At 36.4% G+C, this 18,084-nt stretch carries 13 protein-coding genes and 1 tRNA gene; 8 read left to right on the top strand and 6 right to left on the bottom strand.

All coding sequences use genetic code 11. The annotated features are described in order from the left end of the window. Positions 1–44 precede the first annotated feature (44 nt). Together ACXAGS_RS00470 and ACXAGS_RS00465 are read right to left on the bottom strand one after the other, a co-directional pair. Complete coding sequence (locus ACXAGS_RS00470; RefSeq protein ID WP_474903622.1) at positions 45–803, bottom strand: SDR family NAD(P)-dependent oxidoreductase; 759 nt, start codon at positions 801–803, stop codon at positions 45–47. A 23-nt stretch (positions 804–826) separates the two neighbouring features. After that, positions 827–4,045, bottom strand: coding sequence for a S41 family peptidase (locus ACXAGS_RS00465; RefSeq protein ID WP_474903621.1), 3,219 nt, complete (start codon positions 4,043–4,045; stop codon positions 827–829). A gap of 173 nt (positions 4,046–4,218) precedes the next feature. Here ACXAGS_RS00465 and ACXAGS_RS00460 point away from each other — a divergent pair, with 173 nt between their 5' ends. The 3 genes from ACXAGS_RS00460 to ACXAGS_RS00450 are packed head-to-tail and all read left to right on the top strand — an operon-like array spanning position 4,219 to position 7,136. After that, positions 4,219–6,261: a S9 family peptidase gene (locus ACXAGS_RS00460; protein ID WP_474903619.1), complete on the top strand. Its 2,043-nt coding sequence runs from the start codon at positions 4,219–4,221 to the stop codon at positions 6,259–6,261. Further along, entirely contained in the window at positions 6,248–6,676 is a 429-nt protein-coding gene (locus ACXAGS_RS00455; RefSeq protein WP_474903618.1) for a hypothetical protein, read from the top strand. The genes ACXAGS_RS00460 and ACXAGS_RS00455 overlap by 14 nt, the downstream gene beginning before the upstream one ends. A gap of 40 nt (positions 6,677–6,716) precedes the next feature. Then, complete coding sequence (locus ACXAGS_RS00450; RefSeq protein WP_474903616.1) at positions 6,717–7,136, top strand: DUF2141 domain-containing protein; 420 nt, start codon at positions 6,717–6,719, stop codon at positions 7,134–7,136. A 4-nt stretch (positions 7,137–7,140) separates the two neighbouring features. Here the strand turns inward: ACXAGS_RS00450 and ACXAGS_RS00445 are convergent, their stop codons facing one another. Genes ACXAGS_RS00445 through ACXAGS_RS00435 form a run of 3 tightly spaced genes read right to left on the bottom strand, consistent with a single transcriptional unit; the run spans position 7,141 to position 9,756 of the window. After that, positions 7,141–7,281, bottom strand: a complete 141-nt coding sequence (locus ACXAGS_RS00445) for a FeoB-associated Cys-rich membrane protein (protein ID WP_474903614.1) — start codon at positions 7,279–7,281, stop codon at positions 7,141–7,143. Then, entirely contained in the window at positions 7,281–9,515 is a 2,235-nt protein-coding gene (feoB, locus tag ACXAGS_RS00440; RefSeq protein WP_474903613.1) for a ferrous iron transport protein B, read from the bottom strand. Before feoB ends, ACXAGS_RS00445 begins: the two co-directional genes overlap by 1 nt. A 1-nt stretch (position 9,516) precedes the next feature. Further along, on the bottom strand, positions 9,517–9,756 hold the full coding sequence (locus ACXAGS_RS00435; protein ID WP_474903612.1) for a FeoA family protein: 240 nt from the start codon (positions 9,754–9,756) through the stop codon (positions 9,517–9,519). Positions 9,757–10,033: 277 nt separating this feature from the next. Here ACXAGS_RS00435 and ACXAGS_RS00430 point away from each other — a divergent pair, with 277 nt between their 5' ends. After that, positions 10,034–11,677, top strand: coding sequence for a hypothetical protein (locus ACXAGS_RS00430; protein ID WP_474903611.1), 1,644 nt, complete (start codon positions 10,034–10,036; stop codon positions 11,675–11,677). Positions 11,678–11,715: 38 nt separating this feature from the next. Here the strand turns inward: ACXAGS_RS00430 and ACXAGS_RS00425 are convergent, their stop codons facing one another. Beyond that, positions 11,716–12,390, bottom strand: coding sequence for an SCO family protein (locus ACXAGS_RS00425; RefSeq protein ID WP_474903609.1), 675 nt, complete (start codon positions 12,388–12,390; stop codon positions 11,716–11,718). Positions 12,391–12,543: 153 nt separating this feature from the next. Here ACXAGS_RS00425 and rseP point away from each other — a divergent pair, with 153 nt between their 5' ends. The 4 genes from rseP to ACXAGS_RS00405 all read left to right on the top strand — a co-directional run bounded on the left by rseP (position 12,544) and on the right by ACXAGS_RS00405 (position 18,084). Next, complete coding sequence (rseP, locus tag ACXAGS_RS00420) at positions 12,544–13,899, top strand: RIP metalloprotease RseP (protein WP_474903607.1); 1,356 nt, start codon at positions 12,544–12,546, stop codon at positions 13,897–13,899. A gap of 69 nt (positions 13,900–13,968) precedes the next feature. Further along, positions 13,969–14,042, top strand: a tRNA-Asn gene (locus tag ACXAGS_RS00415). A 38-nt stretch (positions 14,043–14,080) separates the two neighbouring features. After that, entirely contained in the window at positions 14,081–14,686 is a 606-nt protein-coding gene (locus ACXAGS_RS00410) for an NUMOD1 domain-containing DNA-binding protein (RefSeq protein ID WP_474903606.1), read from the top strand. A gap of 104 nt (positions 14,687–14,790) precedes the next feature. Further along, positions 14,791–18,084 carry a helicase-related protein gene (locus ACXAGS_RS00405; protein ID WP_474903605.1) on the top strand — a complete coding sequence of 1,098 codons (3,294 nt, stop codon included), beginning with the start codon at positions 14,791–14,793 and terminating at the stop codon, positions 18,082–18,084.

Below are 18,084 nucleotides of genomic sequence, written 5' to 3'. Positions count from 1 at the left end.
TTACACCGTATTAATAAAATTTTAACGAATGAATCCAATTGTAACTAGTTACGGAGATAACTGGCGCCATTTACATCTATTATGGTACCAGAGGTATACGCTGCTCCTTCTGAAGCCAAGAACAAGATAGCATGGGCAACCTCTTCAGGTTGTGCCATGCGTTTAAAGGGCGATTCGCGCAATAGATTTTCACGTTCTGTTGGTGTAAGGGTTACCGCGGCCATTTCGGTCTCTGTAAATCCTGGTGCAACCACCCCTAAATAAATTTTATGTGGGGCTAATTTTTTGGCCAAGGACTGACTCATGGCGTTTAAAGCTGCCTTGCTGGCACCATAAGCTGGTTTGGTAGGTTCTCCCCTAAAAGCGCCTCTAGAAGATACGTTTACTATGCGGCCACCACCGGTTTTCATCATGGCTTGTGCCGCACAAAAAGTGAGGTTGGCAGCAGCAAATAAATTGGTTTTAAAGGTGTTTTCCCATGCAGAAGACCATTCGTCTAAATTTACCTTATCAACTTCGTGAAAAATAGAAATCCCAGCATTGTTCACCAAAACGTCTAGTTGGCCATATTTGGTAATAAATTCATCTAGTAATTGCTGACAGTTTTCTTTTTCAGAAATATCTTTTTGAAACAAACAATGTCCCTCACCAGGTAAACCATCTAGTGTTTTTTGGGCCTGATCTTTATTTGATTTAAAATTAATGCCTACTTGGGCGCCCTTCTGGGCAAAAGCCAAAGCGGTTGCCTTGCCAATGCCTCTTGAGCCTCCTGTTATCAAAATCTTTTTGTTTTGAAAATCCATTAGCTGATAAGTCAATTTTACGTTTACTGTTTTACTCTAATTGGGTATGCTGGTGTTATCGTCTTTTTGGTGGGTTTTTTTTTAAGTTCTTTAAGGACTATTTCTATGGCTTTTTCCAGTTGTGGGTCATGACCTTTTACCACTAATTCTGGTAATTGTTCCACGTCCACATCTGGAGCAACCCCTTCGTTCTCTACTCTAAAGCCTTTATCAGAATAAAAGGCTACATTAGGCGCGGTAACCACCCCACCATCTATAAATTCTGGATAACCCAATACACCTACAAGACCACCCCAAGTACGTTTGCCTACTAAAGTGCCCAATTCAAATTTGCGAAACATCCATGGTAAATAATCGCCTCCAGAACCTGCCATTTCATCTATCAACATCACTTTTGGACCTTGAATAGAGGCGCTTGGCGATTTTAAATCTTTGCCGTACCTAAAATTCCAATGTGCTTGTACAGGTCTTTTTAAAATATCAATATAATAATCTGCTAACTGTCCGCCGCCATTGTAACGCTCGTCAATGATTATGGCCTCTTTATTCGCCTGTGGGTAAAAGTATCTTTTAAAATATTCAAATCCGGCACCTGCGGTATTGGGTACGTAAACGTAGGCTACTTTACCTTCTGTAGCTTTGTGCACTTTTTTCATATTGCCTTCTACCCAATCACGATTACGTATGGCCCACTCTGTAGCCAGTGGTGTTACCTGGTAGGTTCTAGCATTGCTGCCATCTGCAGAAGCACTTACTTTTAAGTCGACCAAAGTATTGGCGGTATTCTCAAAAAAGGAGTATAAATTAGCTGTCCCCGAGACATTTTTACCATTTACGGCAATGATATAATCCCCTTGGGTTACTTGTACACCAGGTTCCGTAAGAGGTGATTTTAAGTCTGGAGTCCAGTTAAGGCCGCCGTAAATTTTGGTTATTTGGTAGCGATTGTTGTTTACTTGGTAATCCGCACCTAACAGCCCGCCAGATATATTTTCAATTTCATTAAGGGCATCTCCTTCCCAATCGAATCTGTGGTGGCCTACGGCCAACTCGCTAAACATCCATCGCATTACACGGTATAGGTCATCTTTACAAGATAGGTGTGCCAAAAAGGGCTCGTATTTAGCTTTCATGGCGTTCCAATCTGCCCCGTGCATTCCCGGGTCATAAAAATAATCTCTATTAACCCGCCAAGCTTCGTTAAAGATGTTGTTCCATTCTTCTTTCGGATTAATTTTTACCGTAATGTTGCCTAATGGTAAAGGACCATTTTCAGATTTTTTACCCAAATCGGACACAAACCAAGAACCACCTCTGCTATAAAACATTTTTTTGCCTCCACTAGCTACCTCAAAATAGTTTACAGGAAATTGTGCTTCGGCCTTACGTTCATCAAAAGAAAATTTAAAAAGTTGGCGTTCCCCATTGTATAGGTCAGTAGAAACATAAAACAATTCGCCCTCATTAGCCAAAGCTAGGTTGCTATAAGCACCGGTTTCAATGGGTAACGCTAGCATTCGGTTTTGCAAGCCATCCCAATCTATTATCAAGGTTTCTGGTTTTTTTGCTTCCGCTGCTTTGTTTTCACCTAATTCAACATCGTTTTGCTTTTTTAAAGGCGAAACAACATCTTTTTGTAGGGTTAACAAGTATACGGTATTGGTAATTACTTTGTCTTGGTTAGATTGGTCAAACCAATTCACTACAGGACCTGCATCTGTAGAAGCTAGAACGTACATGTATTTGCCACTAGGGTCAAACTTAGGTTCGGTAACGTTAGATAACCCATCGGTTAGCTCGTAAGATTTGTTCGCCGATAAGGAGTATAAGAAGGCTTTTTCAAAATTGGTTTCTATAATCTTGGTGTAGGCTATCCAATTAGAGTCATAAGACCAATCACTAAAAAGCTCTCTTAAGTCACCAGGTATAAACAATTCGTCTTGGTCAATTTTAGTAGTTTTAGTCGTGGCGATGTTGGTAACATATAGGTTAAGGCCATTATCTACATAGCTTATCATTTTACTGTTTGGAGACCAATGTAAGTTGCCATAAAACCCTGTTCCCTCTAGCTTAATTTTTTTAATGCTACCCGTAGCTACAGTTTGCACATGCAATGCATACTCACCCGAGGCATCAGATAAATAGGCAATAGATTTACCGTCTGGTGACCAGGCCGGAAATTTTTCATGCACGCCAGGAGTTTGGGTTAGGTATTTAGTGTCCCCTTTTTCGGCGGGCAGGGTTACCACCTCACCTCTAAAATCTAGTACCACCCTAGCCCCAGAAGGCGAGATGCCACCAGAGCGTACATAATCTTGTCCTGAAACATAACGCTCTCTGAGTTCCAATAAATCCGTAGTTATAGTGATGTTTAGTTTGGTGTCTTCACCTGATTTGGTATCATAAATATGCAATGTACCTGCATGCTCGTAAATAATAGATTCCTTGTGCATTTTAGGGTCTATAACCGGAAAGTCTTTAAAATCTGTTAGCTTGGTAATTTGTTTGCTTTTGGTATCATAACTAAATAAATTAAACTCGCCATCGCGGTCGCTTCTAAAATACACGTTGTCACCATTCCATTGCGGTTGTACATCATTACTTCCACCATTGGGTTTTGGTATCTCTACAATTTTGTGTGTGTTAATATCATACACCCATATTTTAGAGATACGGCCGCCTCTGTAGTGTTTCCATTGGTGAAAAGCATCAAAATAGGGGTTGTAGGCCAACTGTTGCCCGTCTTTAGAGTAGGCTGCCCAAAAAGCATTGGGTACATCTAACTCCGTTGTTGTTCCACCTTCTATGGGTACGGTATACAATTTAAAATAGCGGTTGGTATGCGTATTTCGTCTAGAAGCGAATAATACGTGTTTTCCATCAGGCGTAAAGTCTCTTACTAAATCTCGGTACGGGTGGTAGGTTAGTCTTTTGGGTACGCCGCCTGTGGCAGATACAATATAGACGTCATGGTTGCCATCGTACTCGGCGTTAAAAGCAATGAAACTCCCGTCCGGAGAAAAAATCGGATTGGATTCTATGCCTTCATCAACGGTTAATCTTCTAGGATTGCTACCATCCTTATCTGCCACCCACAAGTCTTGGGCATAGATAAAGGCTATTTGCGTATCGCTTATAGCAGGTTGGTGCATCAATTTGGTTTCTTGGGAAAAAGCTTGATTTAAAAACAGTAGTTGTAACGGCATCAAAAGAAAAGCCGCTTTTAGTTTGGTGTAGTTCATTTTTTAAGTGATGATTATGATAGCTACAAGATACGGGTTTACGATAAGTTTTTAGATTGAGTTTATAAAGTATTAAATTTTGGTTTTGGTGGGAGGTTGAAAGTGCTGTATAACCTGTGTTTTGAGTATATCAACAGTTTCGTTTACCTTTAAAACCAACTAACAGACCAACAATGAAGAAACTTCTTTTTATTTCGTTTTGTTTTTTATGGGGCATTTACGGCTCAGCTCAAAAATCGAAATTTGATTACTTAGACATTTTTCAATTACAGTACGCAACAAATCCTGAAATTTCGCCCAATGGTGATTGGATTGTTTATAGGAAAATGGGTTTTGACATAATGAAAGACCGCTCTTTTGGAAACTTGTGGCTTTTAAAATCTGATGGTAGCGAGCATCAAAAACTAACGGTCAATGAATCTTCGGAGTATGCGGCTAGTTGGTCGCCAAATGGAGATAGAATAGTTTATAGCAGTGCCACAGATGAAGGTTCTGAGATTTTTGTCTATTGGGTAAAAACCGGTAAAACAGCTAAAATATCTCAATTACCCTACAGTCCAAGTAGTATAACTTGGTCTCCAGACGGTACCCAATTGGCCTTTTCTATGAACGTTCCGGAGAAGGCTCCTGTTTTGGCTAAAATGCCCGCAAAACCAAAGGGTGCCAACTGGTCTAGTGCGCCTAGAATAACAGATAGGGTGTATCATGAGGCAGATGGCAGGGGTTATATAGCGCCTGGTTTTAATCATTTGTTTGTTATGCCGGCAACTGGTGGCGCGGTAAGGCAAATAACCTCTGGTAACTGGCACCATAGGGGTAGTTTGTCTTGGAGTAAAGACGGTTCTAAAATCTATTTTTCTGCCAACCGGATGGCCGATTGGGAGTATCGCTTTAGAAATAGTGAGATTTATTCAGTTGAGGTTAAAACCGGAATTATAACTGAATTAACGCAACAAGATGGCCCAGACAGTAGCCCAGTAGTTTCTCCAGATGGCAGTGCCATTGCGTATTTAAGTTATAAAGACAAGTACGAAGCCTATCAAATTAGACAGATTAAACTGATGGATGCAGATGGAGGTAATAAGCGAACGTTGGGGTATAATTTGGATAGAAATATATCAAGTATTGTTTGGTCTGCAGACGGGAAAGGTTTGTATTTTAATTATGATGACAAAGGAAACGGAAAAATAGGTTTTGTTTCCTTAACCGGTAAGGTTACCAAACTTGCCGATAATAGAGGCGGTACTACGCTGGGTAGACCCTATGGCAGTGGTACTTTTTCGGTTTCTAAAAAAGGAGATATAGTTTATACCTATACAACTCCAGAATTTCCGGCAGAAATAGCTTTCCTGGGCAAAAAGGGAAGCCTAAAGACTTTAACGCAATTAAATAAAGCTTTATTAGATTTTAAAACCTTGGGTAAGGTAGAAGAGGTTTGGTATAAATCTACCGTAGATAATAGGGATATACAAGGATGGGTGGTGTATCCACCAAATTATGACGCAACCAAAGAATATCCATTTTTGGTAGAGAATCATGGCGGCCCTATTTTAAATTATGGAGACCGTTTTTCTATTGAGATGCAATTGTATGCGGCCAATGGTTTTATTGTTTTTTACCCAAACCCTAGGGGCAGTACTAGTTATGGGGAAGAATTTGGTAATTTATTAATGAACAATTACCCGGGAGATGATTACCAAGACGTAATGGATGGGGTAGACTATCTTATACAAATGGGTGTAGCAAAGGAAGATAAATTGTATGTTACGGGTGGTTCTGCAGGCGGCATTATGTCTGCATGGATGATAGGGAAAAACAATAGGTTTAAGGCGGCTGTAGTAGCTAAACCAGTTATGAACTGGATTAGTAAAACATTGGTGGCCGATAATTATTTTGGGTATGCAAATTCTAGGTATCCCGGCCAGCCGTGGGAAAATTTTGAAAACTACTGGAAGTTTTCCCCATTGTCCTTAGTTGGTAACATAGAAACCCCTACCATGGTAATGGTGGGCATGAATGATTTGCGTACGCCTCCTTCCGAAGCAAAACAATTATATCATGCGTTAAAATTGCGCAAAATTGAAACCGTTCTGGTAGAAATACCAGGAGCAAGCCACGGGATTGCCAATAGGCCAAGTAATTTAATTTCAAAAATTGCGCATACCTTAGCTTGGTTTAATAAGTTTGAAAACCCAAAGGAAAATGCGAAAAAGTAATTGGATTTGGAACGTAGTAGTAGTGTTGGCAGTGTTGGTAAGTATTGCTGCTTTTGCCTTGCATTATCAAAACTATGTCTCCATAAAAGCGGATAAATTCAAAATTTTCAGTGGTGTTTACAGTAAAGAGGTTCTTTTAAGTACCATAGACAGCCTAAATTTGGTTGAAAAATTTCCAAAGATGGAACGCCAATCTGGATTCTCATGGTTGGCAAAAGAAAAAGGTGTTTTTAAAGATTCTATTTATGGAACCAAAACTTATGTTTTTGTAGATGACCTAAATCATTCTAAGATAAAAATGGTCTATCTAGATTCATTGGTACTTTATTGGAATACCGCAGATAGTTTGGAAACCAAACGGTGGTATGGGCTTATTAAAGAAAAATTAGAAGGGATGAACAATACTTTGGAATAACTATTGTTAGCGTATATAACCAAGAAATAGCAATGCTACTATGACAAAGTTTAAGTTTTTACTTTTTGCTGGTGTATTTTTTGCCATAATACAGGGCTATGGCCAAGAAGTAGAGGTAGAAGTACATAAAGTGCCGTCGGACAAGGGTAATATTAGTGTTGCGGTATATAAGCAAGAAGAAGGTTTTTTAAAAGAAACCCATGTTTATAAGTACAATAAGATGCCCGCTGTAAAAGGGGTTACCAAAGTAAGTTTGGAAAATATGCCAGAAGGGGAATACGCCTTGGCTATTTTCCATGACGAAAATGGCAACGACCGCTTAGATATGAATTGGTTGGGTATACCTAAGGAAAAAGTGGCGTTTTCCGTTGGTAAGATGAAAACATTTGGTCCACCTAACTTTAAAGAATGTGCTTTTTTGCACCAAGGCAAACATACCAAGATAGTGATAGAACTATAATAAATTACGAACATCCACAATCACCATTGCCACAGTTTTTAGCGTCTTTTTTGGTGTCAAAAAAGGGTAGGGGATATAAAAATTTATTTACCAAATAGGCTATGGCCAATATTAAGATAAGTACGGCTACTATAGTTTGTATCATCACTTTAAAATTTGGTATGCCGTAAAGGCCGTTACGTAGGCAATAGCACTCATAAATAACAATTGGTAAAGTGGCCATTTCCAAGAGTTGGTTTCACGTTTAACAATGGCCAGTGTACTCATGCATTGCATGGCAAAAGCATAGAACAACATTAGAGAAACCCCTGTTGCTAAATTAAACAGGGGTTTGCCTTTAGCGTTTACCTCGGCGGCCATTCTATTTTTAATAGTTTCTTCTTCGTCACTACCCACACTATAAATGGTGGCCAAAGTACCTACAAAAACTTCTCTTGCGGCAAAAGAGGTAATTACGGCAATGCCTATTTTCCAATCATAACCCAATGGTTTTACTATAGGCTCAATAGCTTTTCCTGCTTGCCCAATAAAAGAATTCTCCAGTTTGTAACTAGCAATTTCCTGTTCCACCAATCGGTCATGTAATTCTAGGTCCCTTTCTTGCAAAGCCTTTCTAATATTGGTTAAATCAATATTATCGTTTTTAGAAAGCGCACTATCTTTTAATTGATATTTAAAAGCTTCAAGGTTATTTTGTAAATAATTTTTACTGTAGGCGTTAAATCCTTCATTATCAATTCTTTCTTTTACTATTGTTTCCGCATTTTTAAATTCATTAGACCAGCCATAGCTGCCCAAGAACCATAGAACAATAGAGATGGCTAAAATTATTTTTCCGGCACCTAGAACAAAACTTTTGGTTTTTTCTACTACCGTATAAAAAACATTCTTGAATAAGGGTAAACGGTAGGCAGGCATTTCTATCATAAATAATGACCTGCTTTTTATTTTCAAGATTTTATTTAAAATCATAGCAGACAATAGACTCATAATAAAACCCAGTAAATACAGCCCCATTAAAGTAAGTGCTTGATAACTTAGTCCTATAAATCTACCCTCCGGAATAACTAAGGCAATTAAAATTAAGTAGACGGGCAAACGTGCGGAACAAGTGGTAAAAGGAACTACTAATATAGTAATGAGGCGTTCTTTCCAGTTTTCTATTGTTCTGGTGGCCATTACGGCAGGTATAGCGCAAGCCGTACCAGACATTAAGGGCACAACACTCTTACCGCTAAGCCCAAACGGACGCATTAATTTGTCCATTAAAAACACTACCCTACTCATATAGCCAGATTCTTCTAAAAGGGAAATAAACAGAAATAAAAAGGCAATTTGAGGTATAAAGATGACCACGCCTCCAATACCAGCAATGATACCTTCTGCCAATAGGTCCGTTAAAATACCTGAAGGCAAGGTATTCTTGGTCCAATCTGCCAATGCCGCGAATTGCGCATCTATAAAATCCATTGGATAACCGCTCCAGTCAAAAATAGCTTGGAAAATGGTTAAAAGAATTGTGAAGAAAATGAAATAACCAAAAAACTTATGCGTCAGTATTTTATCCAGACTACCACGAAACCCTTTAGCTGTTCTAAAATCTTTTTTATATGTTTCTTTGAGTATTCCATTTATGAATTGGTAGCGTAATACCGTTTCTTTGTGTTGTAGGCGTTTTAGTTCTGTTTTTGATTTTGCCTTGAACTCACTTACGGAGACTGCGGCATTACGCTCTATGGGCATAAAATTTACATCTTGCGTAATAACCAGCCACAATTTATATAAGTCCTCTTTTGGAAATACTTCTTTTAAATTCTTAAAATATTCTGGAGCAATTACTGCTGTATCTATGTTGGGTTTGTTAGAAAGTTGTTTATAGTTGGTAATTAATTCTTTTAAACGGTCTATGCCAATTCCTTTACGGGTACTAACTAAGGCTATTTTGGTGTCTAGGCGTTGTTCCATAAGTTCAACATCCAAACTAATTCCCTTACGATCCATGCGATCGGCCATGTTAATGACCAGAATAGCAGGTATCTTTAAATCTTTTATTTGCGTAAACAGCAAAAGATTTCTTTTTAAATTTTCAACATCGCTAATAACTACCGCAACATCTGGATAATCCTTATCGTTCTTGTTCAGCAATAATTCTACCACTACACTTTCGTCTAAAGAAGTAGTGTTTAGGCTGTAGGTCCCGGGCAAGTCTAATATATGGGCCTTTACGCCTCTTGGAAGTTTACAAATACCCTCTTTCTTTTCTACCGTTATACCAGGATAGTTGCCAACTTTTTGTTTTAGACCTGTTAGTTGATTAAAAACAGAGGTTTTTCCAGTATTTGGGTTACCAATTAAGGCTACGTTTATGTTTTTACTCATTTTACAGGGACTCTTCTATTAGCTCTAACTCTATTTGTTTGGCAAGAGCTTTTCTTATAGCAATGTGTGAGCCGTTAACGTTAATGTATATTGGGTCTAGTAGAGGGGCGGTTTGCACAAGTTCTATTACGTTACCTGGTAAGCAACCAAGTTCTAATAGTTTTATAGGGAGCAAATTGGTGGTAAACTCCTTTATAATACCTTTCTGCCCTTTTTTAAGTGTATCAACCGTCGTTAACAAAGCTTATTTAGATTTAATATAAGTAAGAGCAAAAATAGCTAAAATAAAGCTATCCAAAGGGATTTAAATAGAAAAGTAGCCACTAAGTCAGTTTACTTAACAACATAATAAGTAAACTACACAACAACTTTTTTGTTTATCTTATGGAAAAGAGTTAAGTTTAAAAACTGTTAATGAAATCTTAATTAATATTCTTTGTTTACACATAGTATTGACAAAATTAGACTATAACACTAGTGCCGTAAACCATTTTTAATCATATTAAATTACTATTCTCATGAAAAAAGCACTTGCACTTTTTTTGCTAGCAAGCGTATCTAGTTTACATGCTCAAAAGGCTAAAACTATGTCAGTTCCCGTTCCATTAAAACAATATCCGGAATTGGTACCTTCTAAATCTTATGTTACTTATTCTGCAGAATTCTCTGGTAAGGAGGGTAGTGTACTACCCTTTAATAGCAAAGAATTAAAGGAGGCCTTGCAAATGCAATCCTTTTCTCCACTTATGGATGATAACGCAGAGCCAGATTTATTTTTTGTAGTTGATGGGGTACAGCCAGAAGATTTAAATTTAGATATAACCAGAAATAAATCTGAGGGTAAATATTATATTGATGTATATCCTAAGGATGGTACTAAAATACCTACCATATTATTGGCAAATGGAGAGAATACACATTATTTTGCTTTTAAAGTGACCCCAGATTTAGATTCTGAAAAAAAGGCTATACCTGTAAAATTTGAATTTTCTTTGGATGACTCTAGTAAGTATTTAGTTTTTGATGGAGATAGCAGCGCTATGGCCACTCCATATTTAGTGCGAGAATATCTTGTAAAGCTACTTGGGGAAGACTGGTTGACAAAGGTATACGTTCCTTATCTATATAGAATTTATGATTATAGAGTTAATCGCTATGATGTAATGTTTAGCTATTTTAAAGATAAGGATAATCCTGCTCTAGAAGAAGAAACAAAAGGTAATCTAGAGCAATTAGAAGAAACCCTTAAATCTATAGCAACGATAGAAGATTTAGAGACTAATGAAGAAGCTCTTAATCCTTTTATTCAATTTTGGGAATCTAAACAAGGTACTATTGACATGAGTAGTAAAAAAACTACTAAAATGGCTTGGGGTATTTATGCAAATCTGGCAAACCTTTACAGAATAAAAGGTGAATACGCTAAGTCTGTAGAATACATGGAAAAAGCAGAACAGCTAAAGGTGAATAAGTGGGTAACTTCTTCTGCTCGTAAAAGAATAGATAATGATTTAAAACAATACCAAGCTAATTTTAATACAGATGGTAGCAGAATTTATTCAGACGGTTATACTGTAGACCCGGTATTAGCTGCTATTGCTGAAAAAGAGGAGCTTAAGAGTAATAACATAGTAAAAGAAGTAGGATATATAATTACTAAAGACGGTGAAAAGGTAGAAGGTAAAATTTCTTTAACCTTTTCTACAGGAGTATCCGGTTCTCAAGGAAATATTGTAAGTCTTGATGGAGATGCTCCCGCTAAAAAAGCGGTCTTGCTTTATAAAAATGAAAAAGGAAAGTTTAGACAAAAACCATATAAATGTAAAGAAGTTAAAGAAATAGTTATTGGGGATAAAATATTTGAACCGGTAAATCCAAAAAGAAGTCTTGCAGATTATGATGCAGTAAGTTTGGGAATGTTAAATAATACCATTTTTATGCAAAAACTTTATAGCTCGGATAAAATTGTTGCGTATAAAGATTTAACCAATAGCAAGGACTACTACTTCTATAAGCCTGGCAATAAAAAAGCAGAAAGAGCCTCAGATGAATTCTTTAGTGCATGTCCAGACTTATTATCAAAGTTGCATGGTGGAGATTTCAGTAAAACAGATGAAGATACCATTAAGATTGCAGAATATTACACAGATTCTTGCAATTAAAAGTAACAATTAAAGATACTTTTCAAAGCCCTAGATTTCTAGGGCTTTTTATTATAAGAAGACTTTAGCACTTCTACGTCTTTTAAGAGTTTTTCTATCTCTTCTAAATTGGTACCATCATAAAAACCGCGAATACGTCTTTCTTTATCCACCAAAATAAAATTTTCGGTATGTATCATATCATACGGGCCACCATCGCCATCGTTTTTTACCGCTAAATAAGACTTACGTGCCAAGGCATATATTTGTTTTTTATCGCCAGTAACCAAATTCCATTTACTATCGTCCACACCTTTTTCAAGAGCATATTTCTTTAATTGCGCAACAGAATCTATCTGTGGGGTAACCGAGTGGGATAGTAGCATTACCTCTGCGCCTATTTTATCTTGAATAGCGGCCATGTTCTTGGTCATAATGGGGCAAATTGTAGGGCAGGTAGTAAAGAAAAAGTCGGCTACGTAGATTTTATCTTTATAATCTTTTTGGGTAATGGTTTCTCCGTTTTGATTTACAAGGGAAAAGTCTGCTATGGTATGGTACTTTTTAACATCTAGCAAGGTGCTATCTACTAATTCTGGGTTTACCATATTGGGTTGGTAAACGGGAAGTCTTTTTTCGGGTTTTAAAGCATTATACATTAGATATAGTATAATAACCGATAAAACCCCTAAAACGATAAAGAATTTTTTGAACTTGGAAAAAAACTGTAGCATAGGGCAAAATTAAACGTGAACACGCTATTAATCAAACCAGTTGAGCGGTAATTCTTGCCAATTCTTTCTTAAAAATAATTGTTGGGTAATGTCCATTGTTTTGTAAGCTCCTTTAAAAACGTACTTTTGTTGGCTTTTAAGACATAAAAAAATATGAGCCCCGTAGTAATACAGATTATACAATTCTTTCTAAGCCTTTCTATTTTAATTGTTTTGCATGAGTTGGGACACTTTATTCCAGCAAAATTGTTTAAAACCAAAGTGGAGAAGTTCTTTTTATTTTTTGACGTAAAATTTGCTTTGTTCCAAAAGAAAATTGGAGAAACCGTTTACGGAATTGGATGGTTGCCTTTGGGTGGTTATGTAAAGATTGCCGGTATGATAGACGAAAGTATGGACACCGAAGCAATGAAAGAAGAGCCAAAGCCTTGGGAGTTTAGAAGTAAACCGGCTTGGCAACGTTTAATAATTATGTTGGGCGGGGTTACGGTAAACTTTATACTTGCGGTTATCATTTATATTGGTCTGGCCTATAAATATGGTAAGGAATATATTCCTATGGACAGTTTAAAAGATGGTATTGCCATTGTGGAACCAACTATTGGAGACAAGGCCGGGCTTAAATCCGGGGATAAAATTTTAGCGGTAGATGGTGAACCAGTAGAATCCTACGGCAGTTTAATGCTAGAACTTATTAATGGAAATTCGCTTACCATAGAAAGAGACGGAAAGGTAATTGAAAAAGAGTTACCTGTAGATTTTATTTCTACACTTATAGAAGATGAGGATAAAGCTAGGTTTATCTCTCTGCGCTCGCCTTTTTACGTAAAAGACATTTCTAAAGGAAGCCACAATCAAGGTATAGATTTACAAAAAGGAGACCATTTACTTGCAATTAACAGTGAGCCAGCAGAGTATATGGACCAAGTAGTACCATTGCTAGAAGCGAACAAAGGGAAAGAGGTTACCCTTAGTTTAAAATCAAAATCCGGAAAGACCAAAAATGTAGTAGCCAAAGTTTCTGAAGAAGCAACTTTAGGTTTAGGTTTACAACAATTTACAATGGAAGAGTATGAGCAGATGGGTTATTTTAAGGTTGCCACTGTTAAATACGGATTTTTTGAGGCCATACCAGCGGGGATCAATCAAGGTGTGGAAACTTTAGGCAACTATGCCAAGAACCTAAAAAAGATTTTTAATCCTTCCACGGGGGCCTATAAAGGTGTAGGCGGTTTTAAAGCCATTGGTAGCATGTTCCCAGAAACATGGGACTGGAGGGCTTTTTGGGCCACAACCGCGCTTATATCTATTATTTTAGCCTTTATGAATGTATTACCTATACCTGCTCTTGATGGGGGGCATGTAATGTTTTTACTGTACGAAATGATTTCTGGAAGAAAGCCGAGTGACAAATTTTTAGAATATGCACAAATGGTCGGTTTCTTCTTATTGATTGGTTTACTGTTGTTTGCGAATGGAAACGATTTGTACAAAATGATTTTTAAATAAATTGATGCATTTTTTCTTTGTAGTATAAAAAAGAAAAATTTATATTTGCACCCGTTTTGAATGAAACATTCCTCCTTAGCTCAGTTGGTTAGAGCATCTGACTGTTAATCAGAGGGTCCTTGGTTCGAGCCCAAGAGGGGGAGCAAAATAAAAATCCGATACTGAAAAGTGTCGGATTTTTTTGTTTTTAGGTATTTCTAGTAGACTAAAACCAATTCTTATCCACTTACTAATAAATTTTAAGGTTGCAAAAAAGGGAAGTGAATTGCCATTGCATAAGGCAATACGCAAGTTTGGCGAACATTCCTTTAATTGGACAGTTGTTGATATCGCAAATAACGTCAATGAACTGGCGAACAAAGAGGTGTTCTACATAACAGAATTTAATGCAATTGATAATGGATATAATCGTGATTCTGGAGGTGGATTTAAAAAAATAGTATATTCAGTTAATCCTAATAGTGGTCTAATGAATACCTATGAAAGTCTTTCCATTGCTGCTGAATCAGTTTCAGGGGAAGCTAAATCTATTTCTAACGCTTGTCTGGGGTATATTAAAACGTATAAGGGATTGTGTTGGTCCTATGATAAAACGTTTGATATAAGGGCTTTGTCTGATGCTAGAAAAAAAGAAGTTATACAGTTAAATTTTGAAAATAAAGTTATCGCAAAATTCGAGTCTGTCTCAAGTGCAGCTAGAAAAACTGGATTAAGTAAATCATCAATTTCAAGGGTGTGTCGAGGAGAACGGGATAAAAGTGGAGGTTATAGGTGGAAGTATAATTAAATAACATAAAAGGGGCAGCAGAAATGTTGCCCTTTTTATTTTATTTAAACCCAACAACCAACAAAAGATTTCTATTTTTAAAACTTAAAATATAGAATTTCTAGATGTCAACAAAGTTTTTCACTAACAAGGACCAAAACAGCTTAACAAATAAATTTCAAGGAATATTTGAAAACTTACCTATACATTATTTTGATGCATTAGTGGGTTATTTTCGATCATCTGGTTATTTCAAAATCCGTCAATATTTAGACCGGGTCAAAGAAATTAGGATTTTAGTCGGTATAGACGTGGACCACCTAATTAGCGAAGCTGCTAAAAAAGGATTAGAGTTCAATTTTAATACAGACATAACTAGAGAAGAGTTTGTAAGAGAGTTTAAAGAGGATATTCAACAAGCAGACTATTCAAAAGAAGTTGAAGACGGAATTGTGAAGTTTGTGGATGATGTAACCTCTGGAAGAATTAAGATTAAAGCGCATCCTGATAAAAACATACATGCAAAAATTTACATTTTCAGACCTGAAAATTGGAATGAACACAATAGTGGTTCAGTGATTACAGGCTCTAGTAATTTAAGTGAATCAGGTTTAGAGAGAAACTTTGAGTTTAATGTAGAGTTAAGAGATTATGACGATGTGGTTTTTGCTCAAAAGACCTTCAATAGTTTATGGGACGAGGCCATTGATATTCTGCCTTCTGAAATTCAACAAGTAAAATCAGAAACCTATCTAAAAGATGATTTTTCACCTTTCGATTTATATATAAAGTTACTGATAGTATATTTCGGAAAGAGTATTGAGTACGACCCGGAATCTATTACCGATTTACCAAAAGGGTATAAAAAATTGGCTTATCAAATAGATGCGGTAAATGATGGGTATAATAAGCTTTTAAATCATAGTGGATTTATTTTAGCTGATGTTGTGGGTCTTGGTAAAACCATTGTAGCTACGATTATAGCCAAAAAATTCTATTTCTCAAATGGGTATCGTACCAAAACTTTAATCATTTATCCACCGGCGTTAGAGAATAGTTGGAAAAAAACAATTAGGGATTTTGAAGTACCAGGTATTGAATATGTCACAAATGGTAGCTTACATAATATCAAACATCCTGAAGATTATGATTTAATTATAGTTGATGAAGCCCATAAGTTTAGGTCAGATGAATCAGAACGTTTTAATCTGCTACAGAAACTCTGCAAAACACCAAGAAAGAGAAAAGGGAATGATGGCAGTTTTAAAAAGAAAGTAATTTTAGTAACAGCTACTCCCTTAAATAACAAGCCAGAAGATATTAGAAATCAACTGTATTTGTTCCAAGATTCTAAAAGTTCTACAATTGAAGGAGCTTTAAACCTTCAGAATTTTTTTAGAAACCAAATTGAGAAATATAACAAACTAAAAAAGCTGAACGATAGGTTTAGAATAGCTGTTGGAGTTAAAGAAATATACAATGAAATAAGAGTAAAGGTACTGGAGCCTATTATTGTGAGACGTACAAGAACCGATATTAGAAATACCCCTAGCTATTGGAAAGACATAGAACAACAAGGCGTTTCTTTTCCAGATATTGAACCACCACGACAAATACTTTATGAGTTAGATACTTATACCGATAATCTTTATGATAGAACTATAAACATATTAAAAAGACAAAACCAAGAATTAGGCTATTACCGTTACCAAGCCATAAAATTTTTAAACCCGGAGGCAAAAGACGCTTACAAAAAAGCAACTGGAGTTGCGCCAAAACAAGCTGATAGGATTTCAGAGCAGTTGGCTCATATTATGCGCATTCTATTGGTAAAACGAATAGATAGTAGTTTCTACGCTTTTAAAATGAGCCTGAATCGTTTTTACGAGGCAAATAAGGCAATGCTAAAAATGCTTGAAAATGGCAGGGTTTTTATTTCACAAAAGCATAAGGTAAGTGAGTTTGTACTAAATGAAGACGAGGATGAACTGGAAAACATACTAATGAACTCTGAAAACCCTGAAGATATTCAAGGGTTCAATACAGAAGACTTCGCAGAAGAGTTCATTAACGGAATTAAACAAGATAATCAGGTTTTAGAGAAATTAGTAAAGGATTGGAGTGTGGTTATTGAAGACCCTAAATACAATACGTTTAGGAAAAAGCTTCAAAAAGAATTGTTTGATGGTGCCATAAATGATAACGGTAAGATTGTAGTTTTTTCAGAGTCTAAAGAAACAACATCATACATGTCTGAAAGATTGAAGCAAGATGGGGTCGGAAGAATTTTATGTGTAGATAGTTCTAATCAAAAGGATTTGGCTGAAACAATTGCTCAAAATTTTGACTCTAATTATCCATTAAGCGAACAAAAAGATGATTATAGTATTATCATCACAACAGAAGTATTAGCTGAAGGTGTAAACTTACACAGAAGTAACATCATTTTGAACTATGACATTCCTTGGAATGCCACGCGTTTAATGCAGCGTATCGGGCGTGTAAATCGTGTGGGAACAAATTCCAAAACCATATTCATTTACAATTTCTTCCCGACGTCAAGAACTGATAACGAAATAGAATTGAACAAAAAGGCTTATATAAAACTACAGGCATTCCATTCGGCTTTAGGTGAAGATAGTCAGATTTATTCTGAAGATGAAGAGTTCGGAACCTTTGGATTATTTGAAAAAATCCCACAGGAGGAAAGTGATGAACGTTTGGAATACCTCAACTATTTAAGAAAGTTTAGAGACGAACAACCAGACGATTACTACCGCATAAAAAACACCATTCCTAAACGTGCCAGAACTGGTAGAAAAAACAAAGCGGCAAAAGACCATTCCATAACGTTTATTAAAAATAAAAAACGAGATAGTTTTTATTTGATTGATAAGAATTTAGAAATTGAAGAACTCACCTTTGTAGAAGCTGCAAGAATCTACAAGGCGCAAATGTCTGAAAACCCTATGGATTTACACGATTTGCATCACGACCAAATCAATAAGGCTTTAGATGCTTTTGAAGAAGACGAGAATATCAATAATCTTGGAGATAAAAGCAATGTAAAACTCGGTCCTAATGAAAGTAGGGCAATTAGCTTTATTGAAAAAAAGATAATGCCTTTAGAGTTTGTGAATCAAAATGACAAAGAAGTTTGTGAAGCTGGTATTAAGGCCATTCGTAGAGGGAAGTTTCAAAAACTACCGCGTGAAATCAATAAATACGTTAAGCAGCTTAAAACTACCAAACCAAGTTTATTGGATACATATAAGACTATAATGAATATTTTAAATGGTTATCCGCTCTTGGATTTTATTAAGGAAGATGAGGAAAAGCAACATATAAAAACCACAAAAAAGCGTATTGCTAAATCGCAAAAGCCTTCAATCATTCTATCCGAATCATTTTCTGCCTAA

The sequence above is a fragment of the Croceivirga sp. ABH4_376 genome (assembly GCF_056160685.1).
This window is presented reverse-complemented; position numbering and strand designations above follow the sequence as displayed.

Coding starts and splice junctions, on each gene's coding strand:
- ACXAGS_RS00470 (WP_474903622.1), bottom strand. CDS start 803: ATGGATTTTCAAAACAAAAAGATTTTGATAACAGGAGGCTCAAGAGGC.
- ACXAGS_RS00465 (WP_474903621.1), bottom strand. CDS start 4,045: ATGAACTACACCAAACTAAAAGCGGCTTTTCTTTTGATGCCGTTACAA.
- ACXAGS_RS00460 (WP_474903619.1), top strand. CDS start 4,219: ATGAAGAAACTTCTTTTTATTTCGTTTTGTTTTTTATGGGGCATTTAC.
- ACXAGS_RS00455 (WP_474903618.1), top strand. CDS start 6,248: ATGCGAAAAAGTAATTGGATTTGGAACGTAGTAGTAGTGTTGGCAGTG.
- ACXAGS_RS00450 (WP_474903616.1), top strand. CDS start 6,717: ATGACAAAGTTTAAGTTTTTACTTTTTGCTGGTGTATTTTTTGCCATA.
- ACXAGS_RS00445 (WP_474903614.1), bottom strand. CDS start 7,281: ATGATACAAACTATAGTAGCCGTACTTATCTTAATATTGGCCATAGCC.
- feoB (WP_474903613.1), bottom strand. CDS start 9,515: ATGAGTAAAAACATAAACGTAGCCTTAATTGGTAACCCAAATACTGGA.
- ACXAGS_RS00430 (WP_474903611.1), top strand. CDS start 10,034: ATGAAAAAAGCACTTGCACTTTTTTTGCTAGCAAGCGTATCTAGTTTA.
- ACXAGS_RS00425 (WP_474903609.1), bottom strand. CDS start 12,390: ATGCTACAGTTTTTTTCCAAGTTCAAAAAATTCTTTATCGTTTTAGGG.
- rseP (WP_474903607.1), top strand. CDS start 12,544: ATGAGCCCCGTAGTAATACAGATTATACAATTCTTTCTAAGCCTTTCT.
- ACXAGS_RS00405 (WP_474903605.1), top strand. CDS start 14,791: ATGTCAACAAAGTTTTTCACTAACAAGGACCAAAACAGCTTAACAAAT.